The 23,968-nt window shown below is 60.7% G+C and carries 24 protein-coding genes and 1 tRNA gene; 19 read left to right on the forward strand and 6 right to left on the reverse strand.

The window, feature by feature from the left end; genetic code table 11:
- Positions 1 to 17: 17 nt before the first annotated feature.
- The 9 genes from HJB84_RS15800 to HJB84_RS15840 all read left to right on the forward strand — a co-directional run bounded on the left by HJB84_RS15800 (position 18) and on the right by HJB84_RS15840 (position 7,992).
- A complete protein-coding gene (locus HJB84_RS15800; protein WP_221116319.1) occupies positions 18 to 875 on the forward strand; it encodes a ScpA family protein in 858 nt (285 codons plus the stop codon).
- On the forward strand, positions 872 to 1,588 hold the full coding sequence (gene scpB / locus HJB84_RS15805) for an SMC-Scp complex subunit ScpB (RefSeq protein WP_207583967.1): 717 nt from the start codon (positions 872 to 874) through the stop codon (positions 1,586 to 1,588). The genes HJB84_RS15800 and scpB overlap by 4 nt, the downstream gene beginning before the upstream one ends.
- A gap of 183 nt (positions 1,589 to 1,771) precedes the next feature.
- Positions 1,772 to 1,963: a twin-arginine translocase TatA/TatE family subunit gene (locus HJB84_RS15810; RefSeq protein WP_064709192.1), complete on the forward strand. Its 192-nt coding sequence runs from the start codon at positions 1,772 to 1,774 to the stop codon at positions 1,961 to 1,963.
- 51 nt (positions 1,964 to 2,014) lie between these two features.
- The gene (tatB, locus tag HJB84_RS15815; RefSeq protein ID WP_221116320.1) at positions 2,015 to 2,623 is read left to right on the forward strand and encodes a Sec-independent protein translocase protein TatB; all 609 of its coding nucleotides are present in this window, start codon (positions 2,015 to 2,017) and stop codon (positions 2,621 to 2,623) included.
- Positions 2,620 to 3,447 carry a twin-arginine translocase subunit TatC gene (gene tatC / locus HJB84_RS15820; RefSeq protein WP_207583969.1) on the forward strand — a complete coding sequence of 276 codons (828 nt, stop codon included), beginning with the start codon at positions 2,620 to 2,622 and terminating at the stop codon, positions 3,445 to 3,447. Before tatB ends, tatC begins: the two co-directional genes overlap by 4 nt.
- A gap of 100 nt (positions 3,448 to 3,547) precedes the next feature.
- A complete protein-coding gene (serS, locus tag HJB84_RS15825; protein ID WP_207583970.1) occupies positions 3,548 to 4,831 on the forward strand; it encodes a serine--tRNA ligase in 1,284 nt (427 codons plus the stop codon).
- A 5-nt stretch (positions 4,832 to 4,836) separates the two neighbouring features.
- Positions 4,837 to 5,610: a 5'/3'-nucleotidase SurE gene (surE, locus tag HJB84_RS15830; RefSeq protein ID WP_209885034.1), complete on the forward strand. Its 774-nt coding sequence runs from the start codon at positions 4,837 to 4,839 to the stop codon at positions 5,608 to 5,610.
- Entirely contained in the window at positions 5,607 to 6,260 is a 654-nt protein-coding gene (locus HJB84_RS15835; RefSeq protein WP_221116321.1) for a protein-L-isoaspartate(D-aspartate) O-methyltransferase, read from the forward strand. Before surE ends, HJB84_RS15835 begins: the two co-directional genes overlap by 4 nt.
- 139 nt (positions 6,261 to 6,399) lie before the next feature.
- Positions 6,400 to 7,992 carry a peptidoglycan DD-metalloendopeptidase family protein gene (locus HJB84_RS15840; protein WP_221116322.1) on the forward strand — a complete coding sequence of 531 codons (1,593 nt, stop codon included), beginning with the start codon at positions 6,400 to 6,402 and terminating at the stop codon, positions 7,990 to 7,992.
- Between the two features lie 73 nt (positions 7,993 to 8,065).
- Here HJB84_RS15840 and HJB84_RS15845 read toward each other — a convergent pair whose 3' ends face one another.
- Positions 8,066 to 8,938: an ATP-binding protein gene (locus HJB84_RS15845; RefSeq protein ID WP_207583973.1), complete on the reverse strand. Its 873-nt coding sequence runs from the start codon at positions 8,936 to 8,938 to the stop codon at positions 8,066 to 8,068.
- A gap of 204 nt (positions 8,939 to 9,142) precedes the next feature.
- On the opposite strand from HJB84_RS15845, the gene yajC reads away from it, so the two are divergent.
- The 5 genes from yajC to HJB84_RS15870 all read left to right on the forward strand — a co-directional run bounded on the left by yajC (position 9,143) and on the right by HJB84_RS15870 (position 13,868).
- A complete protein-coding gene (gene yajC / locus HJB84_RS15850; RefSeq protein WP_007628493.1) occupies positions 9,143 to 9,490 on the forward strand; it encodes a preprotein translocase subunit YajC in 348 nt (115 codons plus the stop codon).
- A 45-nt stretch (positions 9,491 to 9,535) separates the two neighbouring features.
- Positions 9,536 to 12,076: a protein translocase subunit SecDF gene (secDF, locus tag HJB84_RS15855; protein ID WP_221116323.1), complete on the forward strand. Its 2,541-nt coding sequence runs from the start codon at positions 9,536 to 9,538 to the stop codon at positions 12,074 to 12,076.
- Positions 12,077 to 12,080: 4 nt separating this feature from the next.
- Positions 12,081 to 12,467, forward strand: coding sequence for an Mth938-like domain-containing protein (locus tag HJB84_RS15860; protein ID WP_207583975.1), 387 nt, complete (start codon positions 12,081 to 12,083; stop codon positions 12,465 to 12,467).
- Positions 12,468 to 12,469: 2 nt separating this feature from the next.
- Positions 12,470 to 13,327: a phytoene/squalene synthase family protein gene (locus HJB84_RS15865; RefSeq protein WP_207583976.1), complete on the forward strand. Its 858-nt coding sequence runs from the start codon at positions 12,470 to 12,472 to the stop codon at positions 13,325 to 13,327.
- A gap of 73 nt (positions 13,328 to 13,400) precedes the next feature.
- Positions 13,401 to 13,868, forward strand: a complete 468-nt coding sequence (locus tag HJB84_RS15870) for a hypothetical protein (protein WP_221116324.1) — start codon at positions 13,401 to 13,403, stop codon at positions 13,866 to 13,868.
- Positions 13,869 to 13,875: 7 nt separating this feature from the next.
- On the opposite strand, the gene trmFO is transcribed toward HJB84_RS15870, so the two are convergent.
- From trmFO to HJB84_RS15885, 3 genes are all read right to left on the reverse strand, one after another.
- Positions 13,876 to 15,282: a methylenetetrahydrofolate--tRNA-(uracil(54)-C(5))-methyltransferase (FADH(2)-oxidizing) TrmFO gene (gene trmFO / locus HJB84_RS15875; protein ID WP_221116325.1), complete on the reverse strand. Its 1,407-nt coding sequence runs from the start codon at positions 15,280 to 15,282 to the stop codon at positions 13,876 to 13,878.
- A 120-nt stretch (positions 15,283 to 15,402) separates the two neighbouring features.
- On the reverse strand, positions 15,403 to 15,546 hold the full coding sequence (locus HJB84_RS34105; protein WP_003539017.1) for a DUF1127 domain-containing protein: 144 nt from the start codon (positions 15,544 to 15,546) through the stop codon (positions 15,403 to 15,405).
- Between the two features lie 302 nt (positions 15,547 to 15,848).
- Entirely contained in the window at positions 15,849 to 15,995 is a 147-nt protein-coding gene (locus HJB84_RS15885; protein ID WP_007628510.1) for a DUF1127 domain-containing protein, read from the reverse strand.
- A gap of 871 nt (positions 15,996 to 16,866) precedes the next feature.
- On the opposite strand from HJB84_RS15885, the gene HJB84_RS15890 reads away from it, so the two are divergent.
- From HJB84_RS15890 to HJB84_RS15910, 5 genes are all read left to right on the forward strand, one after another.
- Positions 16,867 to 17,970, forward strand: a complete 1,104-nt coding sequence (locus HJB84_RS15890) for a DUF2157 domain-containing protein (RefSeq protein WP_221116326.1) — start codon at positions 16,867 to 16,869, stop codon at positions 17,968 to 17,970.
- Complete coding sequence (locus HJB84_RS15895) at positions 17,967 to 18,557, forward strand: GDYXXLXY domain-containing protein (RefSeq protein ID WP_221116327.1); 591 nt, start codon at positions 17,967 to 17,969, stop codon at positions 18,555 to 18,557. Before HJB84_RS15890 ends, HJB84_RS15895 begins: the two co-directional genes overlap by 4 nt.
- Positions 18,558 to 18,709: 152 nt before the next feature.
- Positions 18,710 to 18,794: transfer RNA gene (locus tag HJB84_RS15900), tRNA-Leu, on the forward strand.
- Between the two features lie 199 nt (positions 18,795 to 18,993).
- Positions 18,994 to 20,478, forward strand: a complete 1,485-nt coding sequence (gene tig, locus HJB84_RS15905) for a trigger factor (protein ID WP_221116328.1) — start codon at positions 18,994 to 18,996, stop codon at positions 20,476 to 20,478.
- Positions 20,479 to 20,652: 174 nt separating this feature from the next.
- Positions 20,653 to 21,075, forward strand: a complete 423-nt coding sequence (locus tag HJB84_RS15910) for a nuclear transport factor 2 family protein (RefSeq protein ID WP_207583982.1) — start codon at positions 20,653 to 20,655, stop codon at positions 21,073 to 21,075.
- 91 nt (positions 21,076 to 21,166) lie between these two features.
- On the opposite strand, the gene HJB84_RS15915 is transcribed toward HJB84_RS15910, so the two are convergent.
- Together HJB84_RS15915 and HJB84_RS15920 are read right to left on the reverse strand one after the other, a co-directional pair.
- Positions 21,167 to 22,951, reverse strand: a complete 1,785-nt coding sequence (locus tag HJB84_RS15915) for a radical SAM protein (RefSeq protein ID WP_207583983.1) — start codon at positions 22,949 to 22,951, stop codon at positions 21,167 to 21,169.
- Between the two features lie 155 nt (positions 22,952 to 23,106).
- Positions 23,107 to 23,910 carry an endonuclease/exonuclease/phosphatase family protein gene (locus tag HJB84_RS15920; RefSeq protein WP_207583984.1) on the reverse strand — a complete coding sequence of 268 codons (804 nt, stop codon included), beginning with the start codon at positions 23,908 to 23,910 and terminating at the stop codon, positions 23,107 to 23,109.
- Positions 23,911 to 23,968 lie beyond the last annotated feature (58 nt).

Here is a 23,968-nt window from a genome sequence, read left to right on the forward strand (position 1 = left end):
TGTAGAGGAGCAGGGTGGTGAACACGGTCAAGGGCACGGAGCGTTCGCAGGCGGCAACGCCGATGGACAAGCTGTGGCAGGAAAATGGTGCCGAGCGCGCCAGCCACGAGCCGGCGTTGGTGATCGATGTCGCCGGCTTTGAAGGCCCGCTCGACCTGTTGCTCTATCTTGCCCGCAACCAGAAGGTTGATCTGTCGCGCATTTCGGTGCTGGCGCTTGCCGAGCAATATCTGCAGTTCGTCGAAAGCGCCCGGCGCATCCGCATCGAGCTTGCCGCCGACTATCTCGTCATGGCAGCCTGGCTCGCCTTTCTGAAGTCGAGGCTGCTCATTCCCCAGCAGGCCAAGGATGACGGTCCTTCCGGCGAGGAACTGGCGGCAACGCTCGCCTTCCGGCTGAAACGCCTCGAAGCCATGCGCCAGGCTGCGGAAGGCCTCGTCAACCGCAACCGTCTCGGCCGCGACATCTTCATGCGCGGCGCGCCCGAGCATATTCCCGACCGGCAGCAATCCGCTTATGCGGCCAGCCTCTACGATCTGTTGACCGCCTATGCGGCGCTGCGCCAGCGCAATGCGGTCACCCATGTGACGATCGAGAGACGCAGCGTCTGGTCGCTGACAGATGCCCGCGAATTGCTGACCCAGATGATCGGCGAGGTCGGCGACTGGACAGCGATGGAGCATTATCTGCTGCGCTATCTCGCAGCGCCCGAGGAACGCGTCACGGCGATCGCTAGCGCTTTTGCCGCCTCGCTAGAGCTGGTGCGCGAGGGCAAGTTGGAAATCCGCCAGGACGGCGCCTTTCAGCCGTTATACATGCGCCGCGGTCCCAAACACGCCACGCTGCAGGTGGTGGAGCAGGAGCAGCCGGCTTGATCGATCCGAAGAGTGATGAGGATTTCGAGGACGATTTCGAAGGCAGGGGCCGCGACTTGCAGGCGGAGATCGAGGCAGAGCGCATCGCCGAGGCGCTGGTCTTCGCTTCCTCGCAGCCGGTTTCCGAGAGCTTCCTGGCTGAGCGTCTGGCTGAGAATGCTGACGTGCGCGCAATCATGCTGCGTCTGAAAGCGCAATATGCGCCGCGCGGCGTCAACCTCGTGCAGATCGAGGGCGCCTGGGCCTTCCGCACCGCGGCCGATCTGTCCTTTGTCATCCGCCGCGATGAAAACGAGGTGAAGAAGCTGTCGCGCGCCGCACTGGAAGTGCTGGCGATCATTGCCTATCACCAGCCGGTGACCCGGGCCGAAATCGAGGATATCCGCGGCGTTCAGACCTCGCGCGGCACGCTCGACGTGCTGATGGAAGCCGGCTGGGTGCGGTTTCGCGGCCGCCGGCGCACGCCGGGCCGGCCAGTGACACTGGGCACGACACGCGATTTCCTCGACCATTTCGGTCTCGAGGAACTGCGTGACCTGCCCGGTCTCGAAGAATTGAAGGGAGCGGGCTTGCTGTCAGGCCGGATTCCGGCGAATTTCAATATTCCCTCGCCGTTGATGAACGACGAACTGACCGAGGACGAGGACCCGATAACCCAGATGGACCTCGAGGAACTGGGGTTGCTGGCGCCGCGCGGCGCCTCCGAAGATTGAGGGGCTTGCGTCTTGCTTTTGCCATGCATGGCGAAAACAATGGGGGCCGCCACTTTTCGACGGGTCAATGGCTTGTCACAAAGGGCGATACCGTGACATTAAGCGCAGTTCAAAAGGCGTGATGTTGGAAACGGTGTTTGAAATCCTTACATCGTGGGAACAACGAAACAGGGAGTTAGGGTAATGGGTTCTTTTAGCATGTGGCACTGGTTGATCGTTCTGGTCATAGTGCTGTTGTTGTTCGGTCGCGGCAAGATCCCGGAACTGATGGGCGACGTTGCCAAGGGCATCAAGAGCTTCAAAAAGGGCATGACGGACGAGGACGCGCCGGAAACGGCAAAGACCGTCGATCACAAGGCCGACGAAACGAAATAACCAAGTCCGGGAAAAGGCGCTGCCCCCGCGCTTCCCGTCCAGGAGCCTTGCATGTTCGATATTGGCTGGACCGAGCTTTTGGTCATCGCGGTGGTCCTGATCGTGGTCGTCGGTCCCAAGGATTTGCCGCCGATGCTGCGCGCTTTCGGCAAGATGACGCAGCGCGCCCGCAAGGTGGCGGGTGACTTCCGCGCGCAGTTCGATGAAGCGTTGCGCGAGGCAGAGCTTGACGATGTCCGCCAGACGCTCAGCGACGCTCAGAAGCTCAACCCGGTGAATAGCCTGCGCGAGGCGATGAATCCGCTTCGCCAGATGGGCAACGAGATCAAGGCCGACCTGCAGAAGGCGACCGTGGCCCCGGAAAACAAGACCGAGGTGCCGCCTGCTGCGGTCTCAGCCCCGACGCCGTCGATGAGCCTGCCGGAAGCGCCGCCGTTGGTGCCGGCGCCTGCGCAGCCTGAACCCGTCGCAGCAGCGATCGTCCAGGCCGAAACGGTTGCCGCCAAGCCGAAGGCCGTACGCAAGCCACGCGCCAAGGCCGCAGATAAGGCCGCCTTTGCCATTGCCGCGCCTGTGGAAAAGCCGAAGCGCACGACGGCAGTCAGGAAGCCTGCAACGCCGAAGACGCCGGTACAGATGAAGAAAAAGGACGAGGCATGAGCGGTGAGTCCGAAGATAAGCCGCAGCCGTTGATCGAGCACCTGATGGAGTTGCGCACGCGGCTGATCTGGTCGATCGGCGCGTTTTTTATCGCCTTCATCGCCTGCTTCTTTTTTGCCAAGCATCTCTTCAACTACTTAGTCATTCCCTACAAGACAGCCGTAATATGGGCGCATCTCGACGTCGAGAAGGCCCAGCTGATCTACACCGCGCCACAGGAATTCTTCTTCACGCAGGTCAAAGTGGCGATGTTCGGCGGACTGGTGGTCGCTTTCCCGATCATTGCCGCCCAGGTCTACAAGTTCGTAGCGCCCGGCCTCTACAAGAACGAACGTCAGGCCTTCCTGCCGTTCCTGATCGCCTCGCCGGTCCTGTTCCTGATGGGCGGCGCGCTCGTCTATTTCTTCTTCACGCCGATGGTCATGTGGTTCTTCCTGTCTATGCAGCAGGCGCCGGGTCATGACGAGGTGGCGATCTCGCTGATGCCGAAGGTCTCGGAATATCTGAGCCTGATCATGACGCTTGTCTTCTCCTTTGGCCTCGTCTTCCAGCTTCCCGTCGTCACCACGCTGCTCGCCCGCGTCGGACTTCTGACGTCGCAATGGCTCGCCGAAAAGCGCAAGTTCGCCATCGTGCTTGCCTTCATCGTCGCCGCCGTGTTGACGCCACCGGATCCGATGTCCCAGATCGGCCTTGCGATACCGACGATCCTTCTCTACGAGATTTCCATCCATGCGGCGCGACTCGTAGAGCGCCAGCGTGCCCGGCAGGCGGTCGAAAAGGACACCGAATCCGCGGACGTTGCCAAGACGGACAGCGTCTGAGCGGCAATCCGGAAATCCTTTCATGAACGCCGTCTCATCCGGTCGAAGCCCGCTCAGGCTTTGGCCGGGTCACTTCTGTTGCAAACGATCTGGAACGACGATGCTCGATATCAAATGGATCCGTGAGAATCCCGAAGCGCTCAATGCCGCTCTTGCCAAGCGCGGCGCGGAGCCTCTGGCCCAAAGCCTCGTCGCCCTCGATGAAAAGCGCCGCTCTGCCGTGCAGAAAGCGCAGGACTTGCTGTCTCGCCGCAATCTCGCCTCCAAGGAGATCGGCGCGGCGCTGTCCCAGAAGAATGGCGAGCTTGCCGAGAAGCTGAAGGCCGAGGTCGCCGAATTGAAGACCCTGCTGCCGGCGATCGAGGAGGAGGACCGGCTACTGACGGCCGAACTCGCCGACGCGCTCTCTCGCATCCCCAACATACCTTTCGACGATGTTCCGGTCGGCAAGGACGAGCACGACAATGTCGTCACCCGCGTCGTCGGCGAAAAGCCGCGCTGGAACCATACGCCGAAGGAGCACTTCGAAATCGGCGAGGGGCTCGGCTATATGGATTTCGAGCGCGCCGCCAAGCTCTCCGGCTCGCGCTTCACGGTTCTGACCGGGTCGCTCGCCAGGCTCGAGCGTGCGCTCGGCCAGTTCATGATCGATCTCCACACCCGTGAGCACGGTTATACCGAAGTCAGCTCGCCGCTAATGGTGCGCGCTGAAGCCCTGTTCGGCACCGGCAACCTGCCGAAGTTCGAAGAGGATCTCTTCAAGACGACGGACGGTCGTTATCTCATTCCGACAGCCGAAGTGACGCTGACCAATCTGGTGCGCGAGGAAATCCTCGATCAGGAAAAGCTGCCGCTCCGCTTCACCGCCTTGACGCCGTCCTTCCGTTCGGAAGCGGGCTCGGCCGGCCGCGATACGCGCGGCATGCTGCGTCAGCACCAGTTCTGGAAATGCGAACTCGTCTCGATCACCGACGCCGAAAACGCCATCGCCGAGCATGAGCGCATGACGGCCTGCGCCGAAGAAGTTCTGAAGCGCCTAGGTCTGCATTTCCGCACGATGACGCTTTGCACCGGCGACATGGGCTTCGGCTCGCGCAAGACCTACGATCTCGAAGTTTGGCTGCCGGGACAGAACGCCTTCCGCGAAATCTCCTCCTGCTCTGTCTGTGGCGATTTTCAGGCCCGCCGGATGAACGCGCGCTACCGCGACAAGGACGACAAGAGCAACAGGTTCGTCCACACGCTGAACGGCTCCGGCACCGCTGTCGGCCGCTGCCTGATCGCCGTTCTCGAAAATTATTTGAACGAAGATGGGTCCGTCACGATTCCGGACGTTTTGCTTCCCTATATGGGCGGATTGACCAAAATCGAACGGGCGGCCTGAAGGCGATGCGCATCCTGCTGACGAATGACGACGGAATTCACGCGGAAGGCTTGGCCGCGCTGGAGCGGATCGCCCGCACGCTGTCCGACGACGTCTGGATCGTGGCGCCCGAGACTGATCAGAGCGGCCTTGCCCATTCGTTGAGCCTGTCGGAACCTTTGCGGCTGCGCAAAATTTCCGACAAGCATTTCGCCTTGCGCGGCACGCCGACCGATTGCGTCATCATGGGCATCCGGCAGGTGATGGACATCAAGCCCGATCTCGTTCTCTCCGGCGTCAATTCGGGCTCGAACGTCGCAGACGACGTAACCTATTCCGGCACTATCGCCGGCGCCATCGAAGGCACGATGCAGGGTGTGCGTTCCTTCGCGCTGAGCCAGGCCTACCTCTATGAGGACGGCGCGCGCATCGTGCCTTGGGAGGTCTGCGAGACACATGCGCCGGCCCTTCTGGAAAAGCTGATGGTTCTGGACCTGCCGCAGGGCACGTTTCTCAATCTCAACTTCCCGAACTGCCGTCCCGACGAGGTCGATGGCGCCGAGGTGACCATGCAGGGCAAGCTCGCCTTCAACCTGCAGGTCGACGCCCGCTCCGATGGCCGGGGCTTTCCCTATTACTGGCTGAAGTTCGGCGAACGCGCCGGCGCCTTCATCGAAGGCACCGATATTCACGCCCTGAAGCATAACAAGATTTCGGTAACGCCTTTGAAACTGGATCTGACCGATTATTCCGTGACGGACCGCGTGGCGCGGGCCTTGGGATACGGAGCACAGGTTTGACGGCAAGACTGGCCGAGAAAGAGGGCTTTGCGGCGCTCGTCCTCAGATTGCGTGCCGAAGGCATCTCCGACCTCGATCTGCTGACGGCGGTCGAGCAGACGCAGCGCTCGCTCTTTGTGCCGCCGCAATTTTCCGATGATGCCTATTCGAGCCGGACGATACCGATCGAATGCGGCTCCTTCCTTGAAGGCATCGATTTTGTCGTCCGCATCCTGCATCACCTCAAAGTCAAACCAGGACAGCGCGTCCTCGAAATCGGCACCGGCAGCGGCTTTACCGCCGCCGTCATCGGCAGGATGGCTGAGCGTGTTCTGTCCATCGACCGCTACAAGACGCTGACATCGGCGGCACAGCGGCGCATGGAATCGCTTGGCCTGCGCAACGTTATCATCCGCCACGCCGACGGTAGTGCCGGCATGCAGGGAGAGGGCACCTTCGACCGCATCCTGGTGACGGCGGCCTTCAATGCGATGCCGCGCTTTTATACTGAGCAGCTTGTTTCCGGCGGCTCGATGATCGCGCCGTTGATGATCTCCGAAACCGAATGCCGCATGGTGCGGTTGACGAAAACCGGCAGCCGGTTCGAACGCGAAGAACTGTTCGAAGCCCCGTATCTGCCGATCGTTCCGCGCCTTGCCTCGCTGCTGTAAGCTCTACGATTTTTCACCCGTAAGCTATGGTTATCAACTTCTCAAAAATACCGCACTGATTCCAGCATCTTAACCGCGTGGTAATACTAACGCGTTTTAATAGACTCACAAATGGTTGCGTTCTCAGTGGGTCGAGTCAATGCGTTTCAGTCTTTCGCCGAAGTTCGGGAAGTCGGCCGGTAATCTTCTGGTTGTGGGTCTGTTGGCGAGTGCCGCAACAGGCTGCAGTTCCGATGTGACACGGTTTGGCGGCTTGTTTTCCTCCTCAGGGCAGGATCAGATCACCACCAGTTCCATTCCGCGCAGGGGTGGTGCTCAGGGCGATCCGGTGCCGCGCGCCGATCTCGGCGGCTCCGCCGTTGCCAGCCAGTCGGGCTACGGCGGCGGCAATGGTGCGCTGAGCCAGCCTTATCCGTCGAGCCCCAGTTATGATCCGGTCCGCACGTCGAGCGCCCGCATGGCTTCCGCACCGGTCTCGGTGCAGCGTTCCGAGCTTGCTGCGCCGACGGCTGTTGCGCCTTCCCGCCAGCGGGAAAAGGAAGTCGCGCTCGCCCAGCCTTTCCCTTCGGCGCCCCAGGCCGAAAAAAATCGATTGGTGGCCCCGGCTGCGCCGAAGCTGACGCCCGATACTCTGACGACGGGCACGACGCCGAAGGTTTCCGGCTGGTCCGGGACCAATGCCCCTTCTGTAACGCTACGTCCGGGTGAAAGCGTTGCCACGCTGTCCAGGCGCTTCGGTGTTCCGGAAAAGGAAATCCTGCGGGTCAACAACCTGAAGACGGCTTCCGCCGCTGCGCCCGGCCAGGCGATCCTGATCCCGACCTTCAATGGCGGCAATGCCGCCAAGGCGGCGTCGCAGGCGGCCGATCTCTCCAAGCCCGGCAAGATGCCGGAGCCGGTGAAGGCTCCTGAGCAGAACGTCGCCGTCATTCCCGGCGCCAACTCCGCCCGCGACAAGACCATGACGAGCGCCGATTCTACCGGCAAGCTTCCGGCCGGCGCCGGCAAGGACCCGAAAGCGCCTGCCGGCAGCTATGTGGTCAAGCAAGGCGATTCGCTGGCAAAGATCGCCAAGGCGACCGGTAGCAATATCGACGATCTGAAGGCCGCCAACAAACTTTCGGCCAACTCGCTCCGGATCGGCCAGGCCCTGAAGATCCCGAACGGCACTGCCGACAATATCAAGACGGCGTCGATCCAGCCCGAGAAGGTCGATCCGAAGCCGGCTCAGACAGCGCCGGCCCAGCAGACGGCCTCCGTTCAGCCAGCGCCCTACAAGGCGCCGGCCGCCACCCAGACGGTCGACGATGTCGAAAAGAAATCTGACGTCAGCTCCGCCGCACCGGAATCGACCGGCATCGGCAAGTACCGTTGGCCGGTCCGCGGTCAGGTCATTGCTTCATACGGCGCTAACGTCAACGGCAACCGCAATGACGGCATCGACATCTCGGTTCCGCAGGGAACGCCGATCAAGGCCGCCGAAAATGGCGTCGTCATTTATGCCGGCAACGGCCTGAAGGAACTCGGCAACACGGTTCTCGTCCGTCACGACGACGGCACCGTCACCGTCTACGGTAATGCCGATACTTTGAGCGTCGCTCGCGGCCAGAAGATCCAGCGTGGCCAAACCGTCGCCGTCTCCGGCATGAGCGGCGACGTCAAGCAGCCGCAGGTCCATTTCGAGGTGCGCAAGGACGCATCCCCGGTCAACCCGATGACTTTCCTGGAATAGGTATAGCGTACCAGGAAACGAGAAAAGCCCGGCAACAGCCGGGCTTTTGTCATTCAATGCATATCATTCTAAATTAGACCCGGTCGATGTGAACGCGCATGCGTCCGGCCAAGTCCTGAATATACTGCCAGGCGACACGGCCGGAGCGCGCCCCGCGCGTCGTTGCCCATTCCAGCGCTTCGGCATGCATCTTGCCGCGTTCGAGCCCGAGCTTGAAGTGATCGGCATAGCCGTCGATCATGCCGAGATAGTCTTCCTGGCTGCATTTGTGGAAGCCGAGCCAGAGGCCGAAGCGGTCGGACAGCGAAACCTTCTCTTCCACCGTCTCCGACGGATTGATCGCCGTCGACTGCTCGTTTTCCATCATGTGGCGCGGCAGGAGATGGCGCCGGTTCGATGTGGCATAGAAGAGTACATTGTCCGGCCGCCCCTCGACGCCGCCGTCGAGTGCTGCCTTCAGCGATTTGTAGGCGGTATCGTCATGATCGAAGGACAGATCGTCGCAGAAGACGATCACGCGGTACGACGTGTCCTTCAAGAGGTCGAGCAGATTGGGAAGGCTGGAGATATCCTCGCGATGGACTTCGACCAGTTTCAGCGAGACACCACTTTCGCGGCTGACATCCTCGTGCACGGCTTTGACCAGCGAGGATTTTCCCATGCCGCGTGCGCCCCACAGCAGCACATTGTTGGCGGCATAACCCTCGGCGAAACGCACCGTATTCTCATGCAGAATGTCGCGCACATGATCGACGCCGCGGATGAGCTTCAACGCCACCCGGTTCGGCTTCTTCACAGGCTGCAAATGCTGGCGCAGAGGCGCCCAGACGAAACAGTCGGCAGCATCCCAGTCGTTGAGGGCAGGCGCCGGCCCGGCAAGACGCTGGAGGGCATCGGCGAGCCGTTTCAGTTCGGCAAGCAGGGCATTGTTGATTTCCTCGGTCATCGCAGGCCTCCTGTTTTTCGCTGCGGCAATCCGCTTTGATCTTTCGCTGCGGGGTAGCATGGCGTTTTGACGCCGGAAAGGTTATGAGGCAGCGGAATCGGTACTGTTTCCGGCTGTTTCTGTTGCATTCACCGAAGCCGTAACTATAGTCCGGCAACCTGAAAAAAGAGGCGGTGTTCCGCCGTGAAGCCTGAGGAGTTTAGCATGTTCATCACCCCGGCATTCGCCCAGAGTGCGACCGACACCGCAACCGGTTTCGGTGGCTCCGGTTTCGAAATGATCATCCTGTTCGTGCCGCTGATGGTCGTCTGGTACTTCCTGCTGATCAGGCCGCAGCGCGCGCAGGCAAAAAAGCGTGACGAGACCCTGAAGGCGATCCGTCGCGGCGACCAGGTCGTCACCGGTGGCGGTCTTGTCGGCAAGGTTACCAAGGTCGTCGACGACAAGGAAGTCGAAGTCGAGATTGCCGACGGCGTTCGCGTACGCATCGTCCGCAGCGGCATCTCTGAAGTGCGGGTCAAGGGTGAACCCGTCAAGGCCGACGCAGCGTAACGAGCGATAACGGCAGGACCGCCGGATCGGAAGATCGTCGAGAGAATGTTGCATTTTTCCCGCTGGAAAACACTTCTGATTTGGCTGGCCGCGTTTGCGGCCATCGTCATCGCTGCGCCCAATCTGCTGAGCGAGGAGCAGCGTTCCGCTCTGCCGGGCTGGTTGCGTCACGACCGCGTGACGCTCGGTCTCGATCTGCAGGGCGGCTCGCATATCGTTCTGAAGGTCGAGCGTTCCGATGTCGTCAAGGACCGCCTGGAAGAGGCGGTCGCCAATGTGCGCAATGCGCTGCGTGGCGCCGGCATCCGCTATACCGGGCTGACCGGCAATGACCAGACCGTTACTGTCCGCATCACCGATCCGGCCGAGACGCAGAAGGCGGTTGATCTCCTGACACCTTTGACGGCGACTGCCGGCAGTTTAGGGCCGGAGGTGGCGCTGCGGCGGGGCGAGGAGGGACAGCTCTCGCTGCAGATTTCCGACGCCGGCATCACAGCTGACGTCGCTTCCGCCCGGACTCGATCGCTCGATATCGTTGCCCGCCGTATCGCTGGATTCGGCCATGCGAATTTCCTTGTTCACCCCGATGGCGCCGACCGGATCGTCGTGCAGGTGCTGGGATCGGTCGATGCGGAACGGCTGAAAAACCTGCTCAACCAGCCGGCCAAGCTTTCCTTTCATCTGATCGATGCAAGCATGTCGGGGCAGGAGGCGCTGAACGGCCGTTGGCCCGCGACATCGCAAGTGCTCTATTCGCTTGATGATCCGCCGATCCCATATCTCGTCGACCGCACGGCTTTCGTCTCCGGCAGCAATATGGTCGATATCGAGCCTGTCGTCGATCCACAGACGCAGGATACCTCGATTACTTACCGCCTCGATGCCGAAGGCACGCAGCGGCTGGCGGAGGTGACGGGGCAGAATATCGGCAAGCACCTTGCCATCGTCTTCGACGACCAGGTGATGTCGTCACCGGTTATCGATGCGGCGATCACTGGCGGCGAGGGCGCGATTTCGGCGAACTTCTCCGAGGATGGCGTCCGCGATCTTGCGATCATGCTGCGCGCCGGCGCCCTGCCGGCGACGCTGACGAGCGTCGAGGAACGCAGCGTCAGCCCAAGATTTGGCGCTGATTCGATCTTCAGTGGCCTTGTTGCCGGCCTCGTCGCCGTCGTGCTGGTCGCAGCACTGATGATCGCGCTCTACCGCATTCTCGGCGTCATCGCCGTCGTCTCGCTGTTTTTCAACCTGATTCTCATCGTTGCGGTGCTGAGCCTTGCCGGCGCGACGCTCACCTTGCCCGGGATTGCCGGCATCGTGCTCATCGTCGGCATGGCGGTCGACTCGAACGTTCTGATCTACGAGCGCATCCGTGAAGAGGAGAAAACCACCCATTCCTTCGCAGAGGCCGTCGGCCGCGGTTTCACGCGCGCATTCGCAACGATCGTCGACGCAAATGTCACGATCTTTATCGCCGCGATCATCCTTTTTTACCTCGGCAGCGAATCCATCCGCGGTTTCGCGGTGACGCTGGCGGTCGGCATCCTGACGACAGTCTTCACGGCCTTCACGCTGACGCGCTCGATCGTCGCCGGCTGGCTGAAAGGCCGCCATCCCCGGCATCTGCCGAAGAGCGTTCTGACCGATCTCTTCGAACACGCCAATATCCGTTTCATGGGAATCCGCCGTTATGTCTTTACGGCGTCAGCGGTCATCTCGCTGATTGCCATGGCCGCCTTTGCTACCGCCGGCCTGCGTCTCGGCATCGATTTCACCGGTGGCTCGCTCATCGAGGCGACGGCGAAGCAGGGCAATGCCGACCTCGCCGATCTTCAATCACGCCTCAACGATCTCAATCTAGGCGAGGTGCGTGTGGAGCGCACGGGCGGGCCGTCGAATGCGCGGATCAGCATCGCGTCCCAAGGCGGCGGCGAAAATGCCGAACAATCCGCGGCGACGCTGGTGCGCGGCGAGCTCCAGGAGGATTATGACTTTCGCCGCGTCGAGGTCGTCGGCCCCGCCATCTCCGGCGAATTGACGATGATGGCGACGCTCGGCGTGCTTGCAGCGCTTGCGGCGATCCTCATCTACATCTGGATCCGCTTCGAATGGCAGTTTGCGGTCGGCGCCATAGTCGCAACGCTGCACGATGTCATCATCATGCTCGGTCTCTTCGTCCTTACCGGCATAGAATTCAACCTGACGAGCATTGCCGCGGTGCTGACCATCGTCGGTTACTCCCTGAACGACACGGTCGTGGTCTATGACCGAATGCGCGAGAATCTGAAGCGATACAGGAAGATGCCGCTGCCGATCCTGATCGATGCTTCGATCAATCAGACGCTGTCGCGCACCATTCTGACCGCCGCGACGACGCTGCTCGCCTTGCTCGCGCTCTATCTTTTCGGGGGCGATGTCATCCGCTCCTTCACCTTTATGATGCTCTTCGGCGTCGCTCTCGGCACCTTCTCTTCAATCTATATCGCCGCTCCCGTGTTGATCGTCTTTCGGCTACGCCCGGAGGCTCCCGACGGGGAAGAGAGCAACAAGACGGATGTTGGTGTAAAATCCGGCACGGTGGTTTGAAAACATGGCAAAAGGCATAGAAATCCGCGCCGCGCATTTCCCCGGGCGCGCGCCGATCGATAGCTACGGCAATGGCGGGTTCCGCTTTGCCGATATGTCTCATCGCGGCTCGATCCTTTGTCTTCCCTCCGGCATTCACGGTTGGGACATGGATATGTCGAAACCGCTGTCGCCTGAAAATTTTCGGCGTGTGCTCGATGAGGCTGACGAGATCGAGGTTCTGCTTGTCGGCACCGGAACCGAGCTTCGCCGTCTGCCCGAGGAATTGAAACTGGCGCTGAAATCGCGTGGCATCTCCTCCGATCCGATGAGCACCGGCGCGGCGGTACGCACCTTCAATATCATGCTCGCCGAGCAGCGCGCCGTCGCTGCGGCATTGATCGCGGTCTGACGATGGCTGAAGCCAATAGTGCGACGAACCAGGAGATCTGCCTGGCGATGCTCCGTGACAGCGACCGCGACCGTTATCTTGCCTGTCTTTTGTCGCCGGAGGAAAAGCGCGGCGCGCTTGCAGCTCTCTATGCCTTCAATGCCGAGCTTGCCCGCATCCGTGATCTCGTGCACGAGACTTTGCCCGGCGAGGTGCGGCTGCAATATTGGCGGGATCTTCTGGAAGGCAGCGCACACGGGTCGACGGCAGCCAATCCCGTCGCCGCCGCACTTCTGGCGGCGATCGAAACCCATCGCCTTCCGCGCAAGACGCTGATCGACATGATCGAGGCCCGCACCTTCGATCTCTATGATGATCCGATGGAAACGCGTCTTTCACTCGAAGGTTATGCCGGCGAGACGGCATCAGCCCTCATTCAGCTTGCAAGCCTCGTGCTGTCGCCTGAGGAGGCCGCACGATCGGCGAATGCTGCCGGCCACGCCGGCGTCGCCCAGGCTGTCGCTGGCCTGTTGCTGCTGATGCCGCTGCATCGCCGCCGTGGTCAGGTCTATATTCCGCTGCAGATCCTTTTCGCCACCGGGCTCGACCGCGATTCCTTCCTTGCCGGCGAAGACAGGCCACGCATCGCAGCCGCCATCGAGGCCTTCGCCGGCCTCGGTCGCGAGCATCTGGTAAAGGCGCGGGCGGCGGGGCCGATTGCGCCGGCGGTCTTTCCGGCCTTTCTGCCGGCGACCCTTGCCGAACCGGTACTCGTCAACGCGCAGAAACGCGGCGCTTTGATATTTGACCGGCCGCTGCAGTCGCCGCAATGGCGCCGCCAGTTGCAGATGGGGCTGGCCGCGGCGCGCCGCAAAATCTGACATCGGGTCAAATTCGCGCAAGTCTCGCGCGTTAGAAGGCTTGAACCGCTACCCCATTGAACGGAGACTCGGCGTGGGCATTATCGTCTGGTGCGTTCTTTTCACCATCGTTATCTTCTTTGCTTTTGTGGCAACGCGCATGGCTGCGCAAAACAAGGAAGACGGCCTGCACGATACAGGCCTCGCCATCATCGAGTTCGGCCGCGCTTTTCCGACCGAGGCGATCCGCCAGTTGCAGGCAACGGAAAACGGCCAGGCCATCTTCGTGCGTCTGCACGACAACAAAGCGGGCTTCATGCGCAATATGTCACGCCACTTCGCCTGCCATCTGATCGCGCCAGGCCGCGTGCGCGTCGTCAGCTCGCAAACGGGCAGGGGCCTGGTGATCGACTTCCTCGATGCACCCCATCACAACGGCGATTTCGAATTTGCTTCCGCTAAAGAATCCTCGGAAGTGGCGCTCTGGCTGCTCGGCAACTATATCGCCGAGCCGGATAAGGACCTGCCGCCGAGCCATATCTCGGCGGCGAACAAGCAGTAGAAGTGCTTTAGCCGAGCCAGGCGGCGCAGTCTGCAAGCGCGCGGCGTGCGATCAACTGCCGTTTCATGATCGTCTTGTCCTTGCCGCGGAAACGTTTGACGCCCTCGGGCTTGACGATCGAACCCGGCTGGAGCTCCGGAAACAGCCCGAAATTGATGTTCATCGGCTGGAATGATCGTTTACCCGGCTCCTCGTCGGTGACGATATGCCCACCGGTGATATGACCGAGCAGCGAGCCCAGCGCCGTCGTCGCCGGCGGCAGCGAGATCGCCTCGCCTTTGCGTTCGGCGGCGGCGAAACGGCCGGCCATCAGCCCGACGCTGGCGCTTTCCACATAACCTTCGCAGCCGGTGATCTGGCCGGCGAAACGCAGGCCGGGCCGCGATTTCAGCGTCAGCGACGGGTCGAGCAGGGTGGGGGAATTGATATAGGTGTTCCGGTGAAGACCGCCGAGACGGGCAAATTCCGCATTTTCCAAGCCGGGGATCATCCGAAAAATTTCCGCTTGCGCGCCATATTTCAGCTTCGTCTGGAAGCCGACCATGTTGTAAAGCGTGCCGAGCGCATTGTCCTGCCGCAGCTGCACGACGGCATAGGCCTTGACCGTCGGGTTATGCGCGTTCGTCAGCCCCATCGGCTTCATTGGCCCGTGGCGCAGGGTCTCGCGGCCGCGTTCGGCCATCACCTCGATCGGCAGGCAACCGTCGAAATAAGGCGTGCCTTCCCATTCTTTGAAACCGACCGTGTCGCCTGATATCAGCGCGTCGACGAAGGCATTGTACTGCGCCTCGTCCATCGGGCAATTGATGTAATCCTTGCCGGTGCCGCCGGGGCCGACCTTGTCGTAGCGCGACTGATACCAGCAGATATCCATGTCGATGCTCTCGCGGTACATGATCGGCGCGATGGCGTCGAAGAAGGCGAGCGAATCCTTGCCGGTTTCTGCCTGGATGGCGCTTGCGAGTGACGGCGCCGTCAGCGGCCCGGTGGCGACGATGGCAAGATCCCAGTCCCTTGGCGGCAGGCCGGTGACCTCTTCCCGCACGACCGTGATCAGCGGGTGGTCATGGATCGCCCTCGTCACCGCCTCGGAGAAGCCATCGCGATCGACGGCGAGCGCGCCACCTGCCGGAACCTGGTGCCCATCGGCAGTGGCCATGATCAGTGAGCCCGCCATGCGCATCTCGGCATGGATGACGCCGACGGCATTGCTGGTCGCATCGTCGGAGCGGAAGGAATTGGAGCAGACGAGTTCGGCAAGGCCGTCGGTTTTATGCGCATCCGTGCCGCGCACCCCGCGCATTTCATGCAGGATGACGGGGATGCCGGAGCTGGCGATCTGCCAAGCGGCTTCCGAACCGGCAAGCCCGCCGCCGACGACATGGATGGGGGAATAGGAGGAGATCGTGTTCATTCCGGGCTGATATCATGTCGGCAGGTGCGATCCAACACCCCGGAATCAAAAACGGCGCCCTGGGGCGCCGTCTTGGGAGCATCACGCTCGCTATTAGCGGCCGTTATTAACGGCCGGCTATTAGCGGAACGAGCGGGATGCGATATTGCGGATGTCGTAGCGGCTGACGCCGATATCGGACAGGGTCTGGTTCGAAAGGCCGCCGAGTTCATTGAGCGTACGGCGGTAGCTGAGCCAGCTTCTTGCAATGCGGATCGGGTTCATTGTCTTTTTCCTCTAACATATGTCCGCTGGATGGCGGGATCGCCTATCTCTCTGCGGTTGATGTTTATATAGGCGAGAACCGTCCTATTGTGCAGTGCAAATAAAAGGCGTCTGCCATGCAATTGTGCAGTGTGATGCTCGTCAATTAGGCGGTGGATATTTTTTGAGCGGGCTAACGAAAGCGGAAAAACAATGCAACCGCCGCAGCAGCCGCATGCAGACAAACGAAAACGCCCGCTGTGGATACAGCGGGCGTTTCAATCAGAACGATCCTGCTTGGGAGGAGCAGCGGATCGCCTGGATTAGCGGGAAGAAGCCTCACGGGCAACGCGATTAATGTCCGAACGGTCGATGCCGAGATCGTGCAATTCGCGGTTGGTCATGCGGCCAAGTTCCGTGATCGTCTGACGATACTTGCGCCAGTTATTGAAAGAGCGAGAGAAGTTCATGTTAAGCCCCTTTCTGAGGGTTTCATCTGCCAGCAGCCGCCGATCGGCGCTGACCTCTATTTGATGACCAGAATATATGTTGCGGCGCGAAAGACTAAAACAGCCAAGTTTTCAGATCACCTATGCGATGCATGCAATGCTCTAGGGGTGTTTGACGCAGATTTTCCGTTTTTTGGTCAACGAATAGGCAGAATGGCTTTCAGGAAAGCAATCCCGTTTGGAGGACCGAACCGGTGCCATTGCTCAAAAACGCCGCTGCTTCCGGCGGTTCCGCCCATATATCCGCTATAAGAACGCATTCCGCCGCCGGATCGAAGTTGCCCATCTGTCCGCAGCGTTGCCGGTGCGGTGTGACGGCAATGCGGCAGGCCGGCGCCAAACGGCGGAAATCCTCGGACCGCCAATGCTTTAATTCAGTTTTTGCCGAACAAAAACGCCCGCCGGGGGAGGATCCGGCGGGCGCGTTATGGTGACCGGCAACTGGGAGGAGGAGTGTTGCCAGCCTATCGCAGCGCGCTGGGAGGAGGAGTGCGCGGCTGCGAATATCGTCACGGACCAAGCGATCCGCGGGCGTCCGGCTGAAGCCGGGCCGGGGCGCCATCCCCGTGCTTCTATGGTTCGATAAATAGTATGACTAATGACTATTTTGCAGTGCAATAAACTCATGAGTGATATGCGATCGGCGCATACCTCTCCGTCCATATGCTGATATTAGCACTTCTGAGGTTAGCGGCCGGTTAATGCTCGGTACAAGTTAGACCAATGAGGAAGTTGTATATTTGCGCAAGAGCGTTTGCGAACACCCGTGCTGCGTCTATAACGGCGTGAGCCGTAGCGCCGCAGTCGGCGTTGCGGAAATGAAGGGTGGAGCATGTATCGCGGCAGATTGGAGCGGGATCTCTCACTCTGGGTAGGCAAGGGCCTGCTGGGGCAGGAAACGGCAGGCGCGCTTCTCGCCGAATATGACAGCCGCCCGGCAAGCTTCAGCCTCGGGCGGGTGCTGATGGCGCTGGCGGCGGTACTGCTTGCAGCCGCCATCCTGCTGGTCGTCGCCTCCAACTGGGAGGCTATTCCGCGCCTCGTCCGCGTCGGCGTCATCCTTGCCCTGATCTGGTTGGTGCATATTGCCGCCGCTCGGATGCTCGCCCGCGGTGCGACAGCGGCGGCAAGCGGCTTGCTGATCATCGGCGCGATGAGTTTCGGCGGCGCCATCTCGCTGGTCGGGCAGATGTATCATCTCTCCGGCGATGAGCAGACGGTGATGTATCTCTGGTTCGCGATTGCGACGATTTCCGCGATCCTGTTCCGTTCGGGCGCAGTGGCCGTCGTCGCCGGCTTCCTCTCCTGGGCGTCTTTCGCCGTCTATCTCGAGAATCACGACACACATTGGATAGGACTCGATCCCTGGATGGCGCCGGTTATGGCGGTGATCATTATCGGGCTGGTGCGGTATACCGGCGCCGAGCGGGCCCGCCATCTGGCCTATCTGCTTTTGATCGGTTGGCTTGCCTGGCTCTATACGCTTTATGAGGAAATCGCCGTGGCGCTCGCCTTCGCGATCGGCGGCATGGCGGCCTTCGTCCTGACGGCATTGCCGCTCCCGCGGATTACCTCCCTGCTCAGGAGCGCCGGTGCGGCCCCGGCCTTCTACAGCTTCCTTGTCGCTGCGATCGGCTTGCTGCTGCTGCATTTCGAAATCGAGGACGGCTGGCGGCTGGTGGTGCTCGGCCTGGCGACGCTTGCCGCTTCAGTGCTGGCGATTGCCCTGCATGGCAGGGACAACGGTGCGGTGCGTTATCTCGCCTACACCACGTTTGCCGCCGAAATGCTTTATCTCGCTTCCGTCACGGTCGGCTCGATCCTCGGCACGTCGAGCCTCTTCCTGTTCTCCGGTCTCGTGGTCGCACTGGTTGCCTGGATCGTCATCCGTCTCGAGCGGCGTTTTTCGGCGAATGCACAGGGGGAGCGCGTATGAGCTCGTTCATGGCAAGGCTGCAATCCGGAAAGGGCTATCTGCTTTCGGCGATCGTCGTCGCCGGCCTGCAGACCCTTATCCTCGGCACGATCATCCAGAGCCGGGCGTCGATCCTCGCCGATGGCGCCGAGGTGCTGCTGAAAACGGCGCCGGTCGATCCGCGCGATTTCCTGCGCGGCGACTATGTCGTCTTGAACTACGACATTTCCTCGGTGCCGGTGCAGACGGTTTCCGGCGGTATTCCGACCGAGCCCGGCGAGCGGACTTTATGGGTCCGGTTGAAGAAGCAGGAGGATGGTTTCTGGACGGTGACCGAATCGTCCTTTCATGGACTGCCACCGCTACCCGAGATGGTGATCCTGCGCAGCCAGCCATTCTACAGTGGCGGACTGGCCGCGGGTGACAGCATCCGCGTCGAATACGGAATCGAGCGCTACTACGTTCCCGAAGGCGAGGGCAAGCCGATCGAGGAGGCTCGCAATGACGGCAATGTCGCAATCGCGGTGCGCGTTTCGCCAGCGGGAGGCGCACAAATCCGCAGTCTTCTCGTTGACGGCAAGCCGGTTTACGACGAGCCGCTTTACTGATCCGGCGGCAGTTCGGAAGAAGACGGCTTCCGGGCCGTAAATCCCTGTCATTTGCCGTTCATTTTTCCTTTGCCTCGACCAAATCGGGTGATATAGAGACGCCGCGCTCCGGAAGGCCTCATGTGCAGGCATAAGCATGCGGTTTTGTGAACGCGGGTATGGTGAAATTGGTAGACACGCCAGATTTAGGTTCTGGTGCCGCAAGGCGTGGGAGTTCAAGTCTCTCTACCCGCACCAAGCTGTTTGCAGGCGGGAGACTAAAATCGGTTGCCGCAGGGCAGCCGAGAGTTATCCCGAATAGCCCGCGAGTGCCGTTCCCCCTTGGGCGGAATGATACAGGAATTGGGAAAAGCCACGCGCGGCACTCGGCCGGCGTCGTGCTCATTGAAACGAACGGCGTCTGGGCACGGCCGCCACGAAATGAAGGTAGGAAGACATGCAGGTTATCGAAACGCTCGCTGAAGGGCTGAAGCGCGAAATCAAGGTCGTTATCCCGGCCAAGGACATGCAAGACAAGATGAATGAGCGTCTTGCCGATGTGAAGGACAAGGTTCGCATCAACGGCTTCCGTCCGGGCAAGGTACCCGCTGCTCACCTGAAGAAGGTCTACGGCAAGTCGATCATGGCCGACCTCGTCAACGAGATCGTCCGCGAGCAGCCGTCCGCCATCCTGTCCAGCCGCGGCGAAAAATCGGCCACGCAGCCGGAAATCGCCATGACCGAAGACAAGGATGAAGCTGACAAGATCCTCGCCGCCGAGCAGGATTTCGAATTCACGCTCTCCTATGAAGTGCTGCCGCCGATCGAACTGAAGTCGGTCAAGGGCATCAAGGTCACACGCGAAGTCATCGACATCTCGGACGACGAAGTCAACGAGCAGGTCCTGAAGGTCGCCGAAAGCGCTCGCGCCTACGAGACCAAGACCGGCAAGGCCGCGAACGGCGACCGCATCACCATGGATTACGTCGGCAAGGTCGACGGCGAAGCCTTCGAAGGCGGCACCGACCAGGGCGCCGAACTGGTGCTCGGCTCCGGCCGCTTCATTCCTGGCTTCGAAGACCAGCTCGTCGGCGCCAAGGCTGGCGACGAGAAGACCATCACCGTGACCTTCCCGGCTGACTATCCGGCCAAGAACCTCGCCGGCAAGGAAGCGACCTTCGACGTATCGGTCAAGGATGTTGCAGCACCTGCCGCTGTCGAGATCAACGACGAACTCGCCTCGAAGCTCGGCATCGAATCCGCCGATCGCCTGAAGGAAATCGTTCGCGGCCAGATCGAATCGCAGTACGGCTCGCTGACCCGCCAGAAGCTGAAGCGCCAGATACTCGACCAGCTCGACGAGATGTACAAGTTCGAGACCCCGAACTCGCTCGTCGACGCCGAATACAACGGCATCTGGAGCCAGGTGAACAACGACCTCGCCCAGTCCGGCAAGACCTTCGAGGACGAAGACACCACCGAAGAGAAGGCACGTGAGGAATACAAGACGCTCGCCGAGCGTCGTGTCCGCCTCGGCCTCGTTCTCTCCGAAATCGGCGAAAAGGCCGGCGTCGAAGTCAGCGAAGACGAAATGCAGCGTGCGATATACGAACAGCTGCGCCAGTATCCGGGCCAGGAAAAGCAGATCCTCGAATTCTTCCGCAGCCAGCCGGGTGCCGCCGCTTCGATCCGCGCGCCGATCTTCGAAGAGAAGGTCATCGATCACCTGCTGACCGAAATCGACGTCACCGACAAGAAGGTGACCAAGGAAGAGCTGCTCGCCGAGGAAGAAGGCGAGGCTAAAGCCGAAACCAAGAAGGCCTCCCCGAAGAAGAAGGCTGCCGCTAAGGCCGAAGCTGCTGACGCCGGCGAAGGCGAAGAAGCCGCTCCGAAGAAGAAGGCTGCTCCGAAGAAGAAGGCGGCTGACGAAAGCGCCGAATAATCGCTTTTCAGTTCTGAAGTCTGCAAGGCCTCGCCATCGTGCGGGGCCTTTTTCTATTATCCGGGACCGTTCAGTCTCGAAGGTCTCCCACTATCGAGTTGTATTCCCGGCAACAGATAGTTGCGTTAAAGTATAATTCGATGCAGATTTCGCTGATGGTGGGAGGACCGGAAAATGACCGCAAAACATGACATGAAGAAATGCGTGGAAGAAATCTACGCTGTGCGCGACCGCGGCGATATCGAGGGCACGCTGGCGCTGATCGGCGAGGATTGCACCTTCCGGATGGCCGGCAATACACGGTTGGCGCCTTTTTCAACTGAATCCGGCGGGCATGCCTTTCGCCAAGTGATAGAGCAACTCATCACTGTGTGGGATCTATCCAATATCAAGACAGTCGGCATCTATGTGGACGAGGACGAGCATATGGTCTTCGCCCATCGCGAGGGTGAGGTCAGGCACATCCCATCGGGTGCGAGCTTCTATACGGAATTCGTCGACAAGATCCATTTCAGGGACGGGAAACCGGTCAAGATCGTCGAATTCGTCGACACACTGCAAGTGGCCGAGACAAGTCAGATAATCCAGGTCGCTTAGCGTAACGGAAGTCGGAGCTCCAGGCTTCGACTCCGTTGTCATCAATGATTCCGGCTGACAGCGTATGAGCCGCCGCTGTAAGAGATGCCGGTCAATGCGCGGCAGATCGGCCGTGGGTCAGTTCCGCCACCTTGCGAATATGGTTGACCGCCGCGGTGCCGCCAGCGGTCTTGGTGAAGAGGCTGAGTGTCTCTTCCTCATCGTCGGCGACCGGCGTCAAGGCCTGATCCATATAGGTCTTCGACTTGGCATCCCGTGAGATCAGGAATGCCGAAATCGTCAGGCCGATGATCGTACCGGCAAGCGAAGCATGTTTTCGGAAGGTTTCCCAGGCAAAGCGCGGCCAGAACACCAGCGGATTTTCGCGCGGCAGGTCCGGGCGCCGCTCCGCCGGCGTCTTCAGGCGCAGCAAGCCGCTTTGCAACGGATGCACATTTTCCAGCGGCACGGTGGTTGCGAAGGAGACGAGAACCTTGACGAGCCTTGCGAGCGGTACCCCGGTCGCCACAGCACGGCGCAGCAGGGTCTTCATGTGCTTCGGCGAATAATAGAGCGCCCAGGCCTCGTGATAGATGTCTTCCCACTCCTGCTTGCTCATCTTCGGATGTGCCGTGCAGACGTGCTCGACATCGTAGATGTTGAGATCCGCATCCATCTCGATGCCCTTCTTCCACAACACCTGATGGTCCTCGGAACCGGGCAGCGGCGTCAGGATGAAGAATTCGATGACGTCGAGCGGCAGTTCGTCCTGGATGATCGCGATGTCGCGGCGGATCGATTCCGGCGTGTCGGCGGGGAAGCCCAGGATATAACCGGCCAGCGTCATGATGCCCTGCGCCTTCCAGGCGAGCAGCATTTTGCGGTATTCGGTAATCTTGTTCTGGTTCTTCTTGGCCGCTGTCAGATTGTCCGGATTGACGTTTTCGAGGCCGATGAAGACGCGGGTAACGCCAGCGCGCCGGGATTTCTCGATGAAATTGGGAATCTTGTGGCAGAGCGTGTCGACCTGGATCATCAGGCCGAGCGGAATGCCGTCCCGCTCCTTGAGTTCGATCAGCCTGTCGAAAATCGCCTCCCAATCCTTGTTGCGGGCGAAATTGTCGTCGGTGATGAAGAATTTGTGGATGCCCTGCGCCCAGTTCATCCGCACCAGCTTTTCGACGTCGTCAGCCGAGCGGAAGCGCGACTTGCGTCCCTGCACGTTGATGATGGTGCAGAACGAGCACTGGTAGGGACAGCCGCGTCCGGCATCGAAGCTGGTGCTGAGCCCGAGCGTGCGCTGGATATTGTCCTTCGGCAGGAACGGAACCGGCGTGCCGCCGATGCCGGGAAGGTCGTTCATGAAATTGTAAAGCGGCTTCAGCTCGCCGGCGGCCGCATCACGCAGCACCATCTCCAGCCGCCCTTCGGCTTCACCGGCGAACATCGAGATGCCCATGTCACGGCAGGCGTCGAGCCCCACCGCCTGGCCATCCAGCATCGACAGGCAGCCGGAAACATGGAAACCACCGATGGAAACCGGCAGGCCGGCCTCGCGGAACGGCCGGGCGATATCAAGCGCGCGCGGATACTGATTGGTCTGAACGCCGACCAGCGAGATCATGCCGAAATTGTCGTGGCGCTTGAACTGTGCGAGCAGCCCGGCGACATCGATCCGCGTATTGGTCTCGTCGATCACGGTGATATCGATCGCGGTGTCGGGCCCGAGCACCTGACGCTCGGCACATTCGGCGGCGATGCCGTAGAGCGCCGCGAGCGAATTGGAGGGAATCATCGCCCGCCACCAGCGGATGACGTAGCCGTCATCGTCATAATGCGACGGCTTGATCAGGATCAGCTGAAAACGTCGACGCGCAGCTTCCAAGACATGGGACAAGAGTATCTATCTTTCTTCAGAAGCTTTTGCCGGAGCAAAATAGTGTTGAAGCCATATATCAGGCATGACGTATCAATGCGATTCAAGAGGTCAAACTAAGGCGTAAAAACGCGCGTTGCATGCAAAACGTTTCGCACGGCAACTTCTTCAATATACTACCCGACATCGAGCAGCAATGCGCGGTGGTCGGAGACCTCGGGCGCCTCGACCACCTCGAACTTGACAATGTTCACCCCCGGTGTAACCAGCATGTAATCGGCAAAGCGGCCCTGCTTCAGATAGTAGGAGGTCCGCGTGTCTGCAAGGCCGTTTCCGGTGACGAGATCCGAAAGCCCTAATCTGGCGAGAATCGTAAAGGTCGCGCTGTCAGGCAATACGTTGAAATCACCGCAGACGACGAGCCCTTCGTCGCCCGGCCAGATCCGCTCGATGAGCGCCGCCAGCGCTGCGGCCTGTTCCTGGCGCGCCGCCGTATCGCCCTTGCCTGCGGGATCGCGCAGGCCATGCATGTGGGCGATGGTCACGGTAGAGGCGCGCTCATGGCTGAAGAGACGGATGCAATGGGCGTTCCGTGGCCGCGGATGTTCGCCCCAGCCATTGGCGGAAAAACTGCCATGCACGAAGTCCAGCCCTTGGGTAATGACCGAATACGATTTGCGCACGAAGGTCGCCAGCCCGAATTCGGCGGTAATGGCAGTATCGCCGTTAAACAGCTCGCCTCTCGATGTCGGGCAGAAGAAGCCGTCGTGGCCGGGCAGGGCGGCGCTGATCTCTGCAAACAGATTGGCGCGCTGGGGCAGCTCCAGTCCCGCATCCCGATAGATCGACCATCGGTCATCCGCACCCGGCGCCCGCAGCACCTCCTGCAGGCAGAGCACATCCGGATCGGCCTGCGCGACATAGTCGATCAGGGCCTCATGCAGCCTGCCGCCCCATGCATTCAGCGAAATGATGCGCAATGCCGTTCGGCTCCGTTTTGACGGCCGGATTTACACGAAAGCCCGCCGTCTATGAGAG

This window comes from Rhizobium sp. NZLR1b (assembly GCF_019685155.1).
Classification (GTDB): domain Bacteria; phylum Pseudomonadota; class Alphaproteobacteria; order Rhizobiales; family Rhizobiaceae; genus Rhizobium.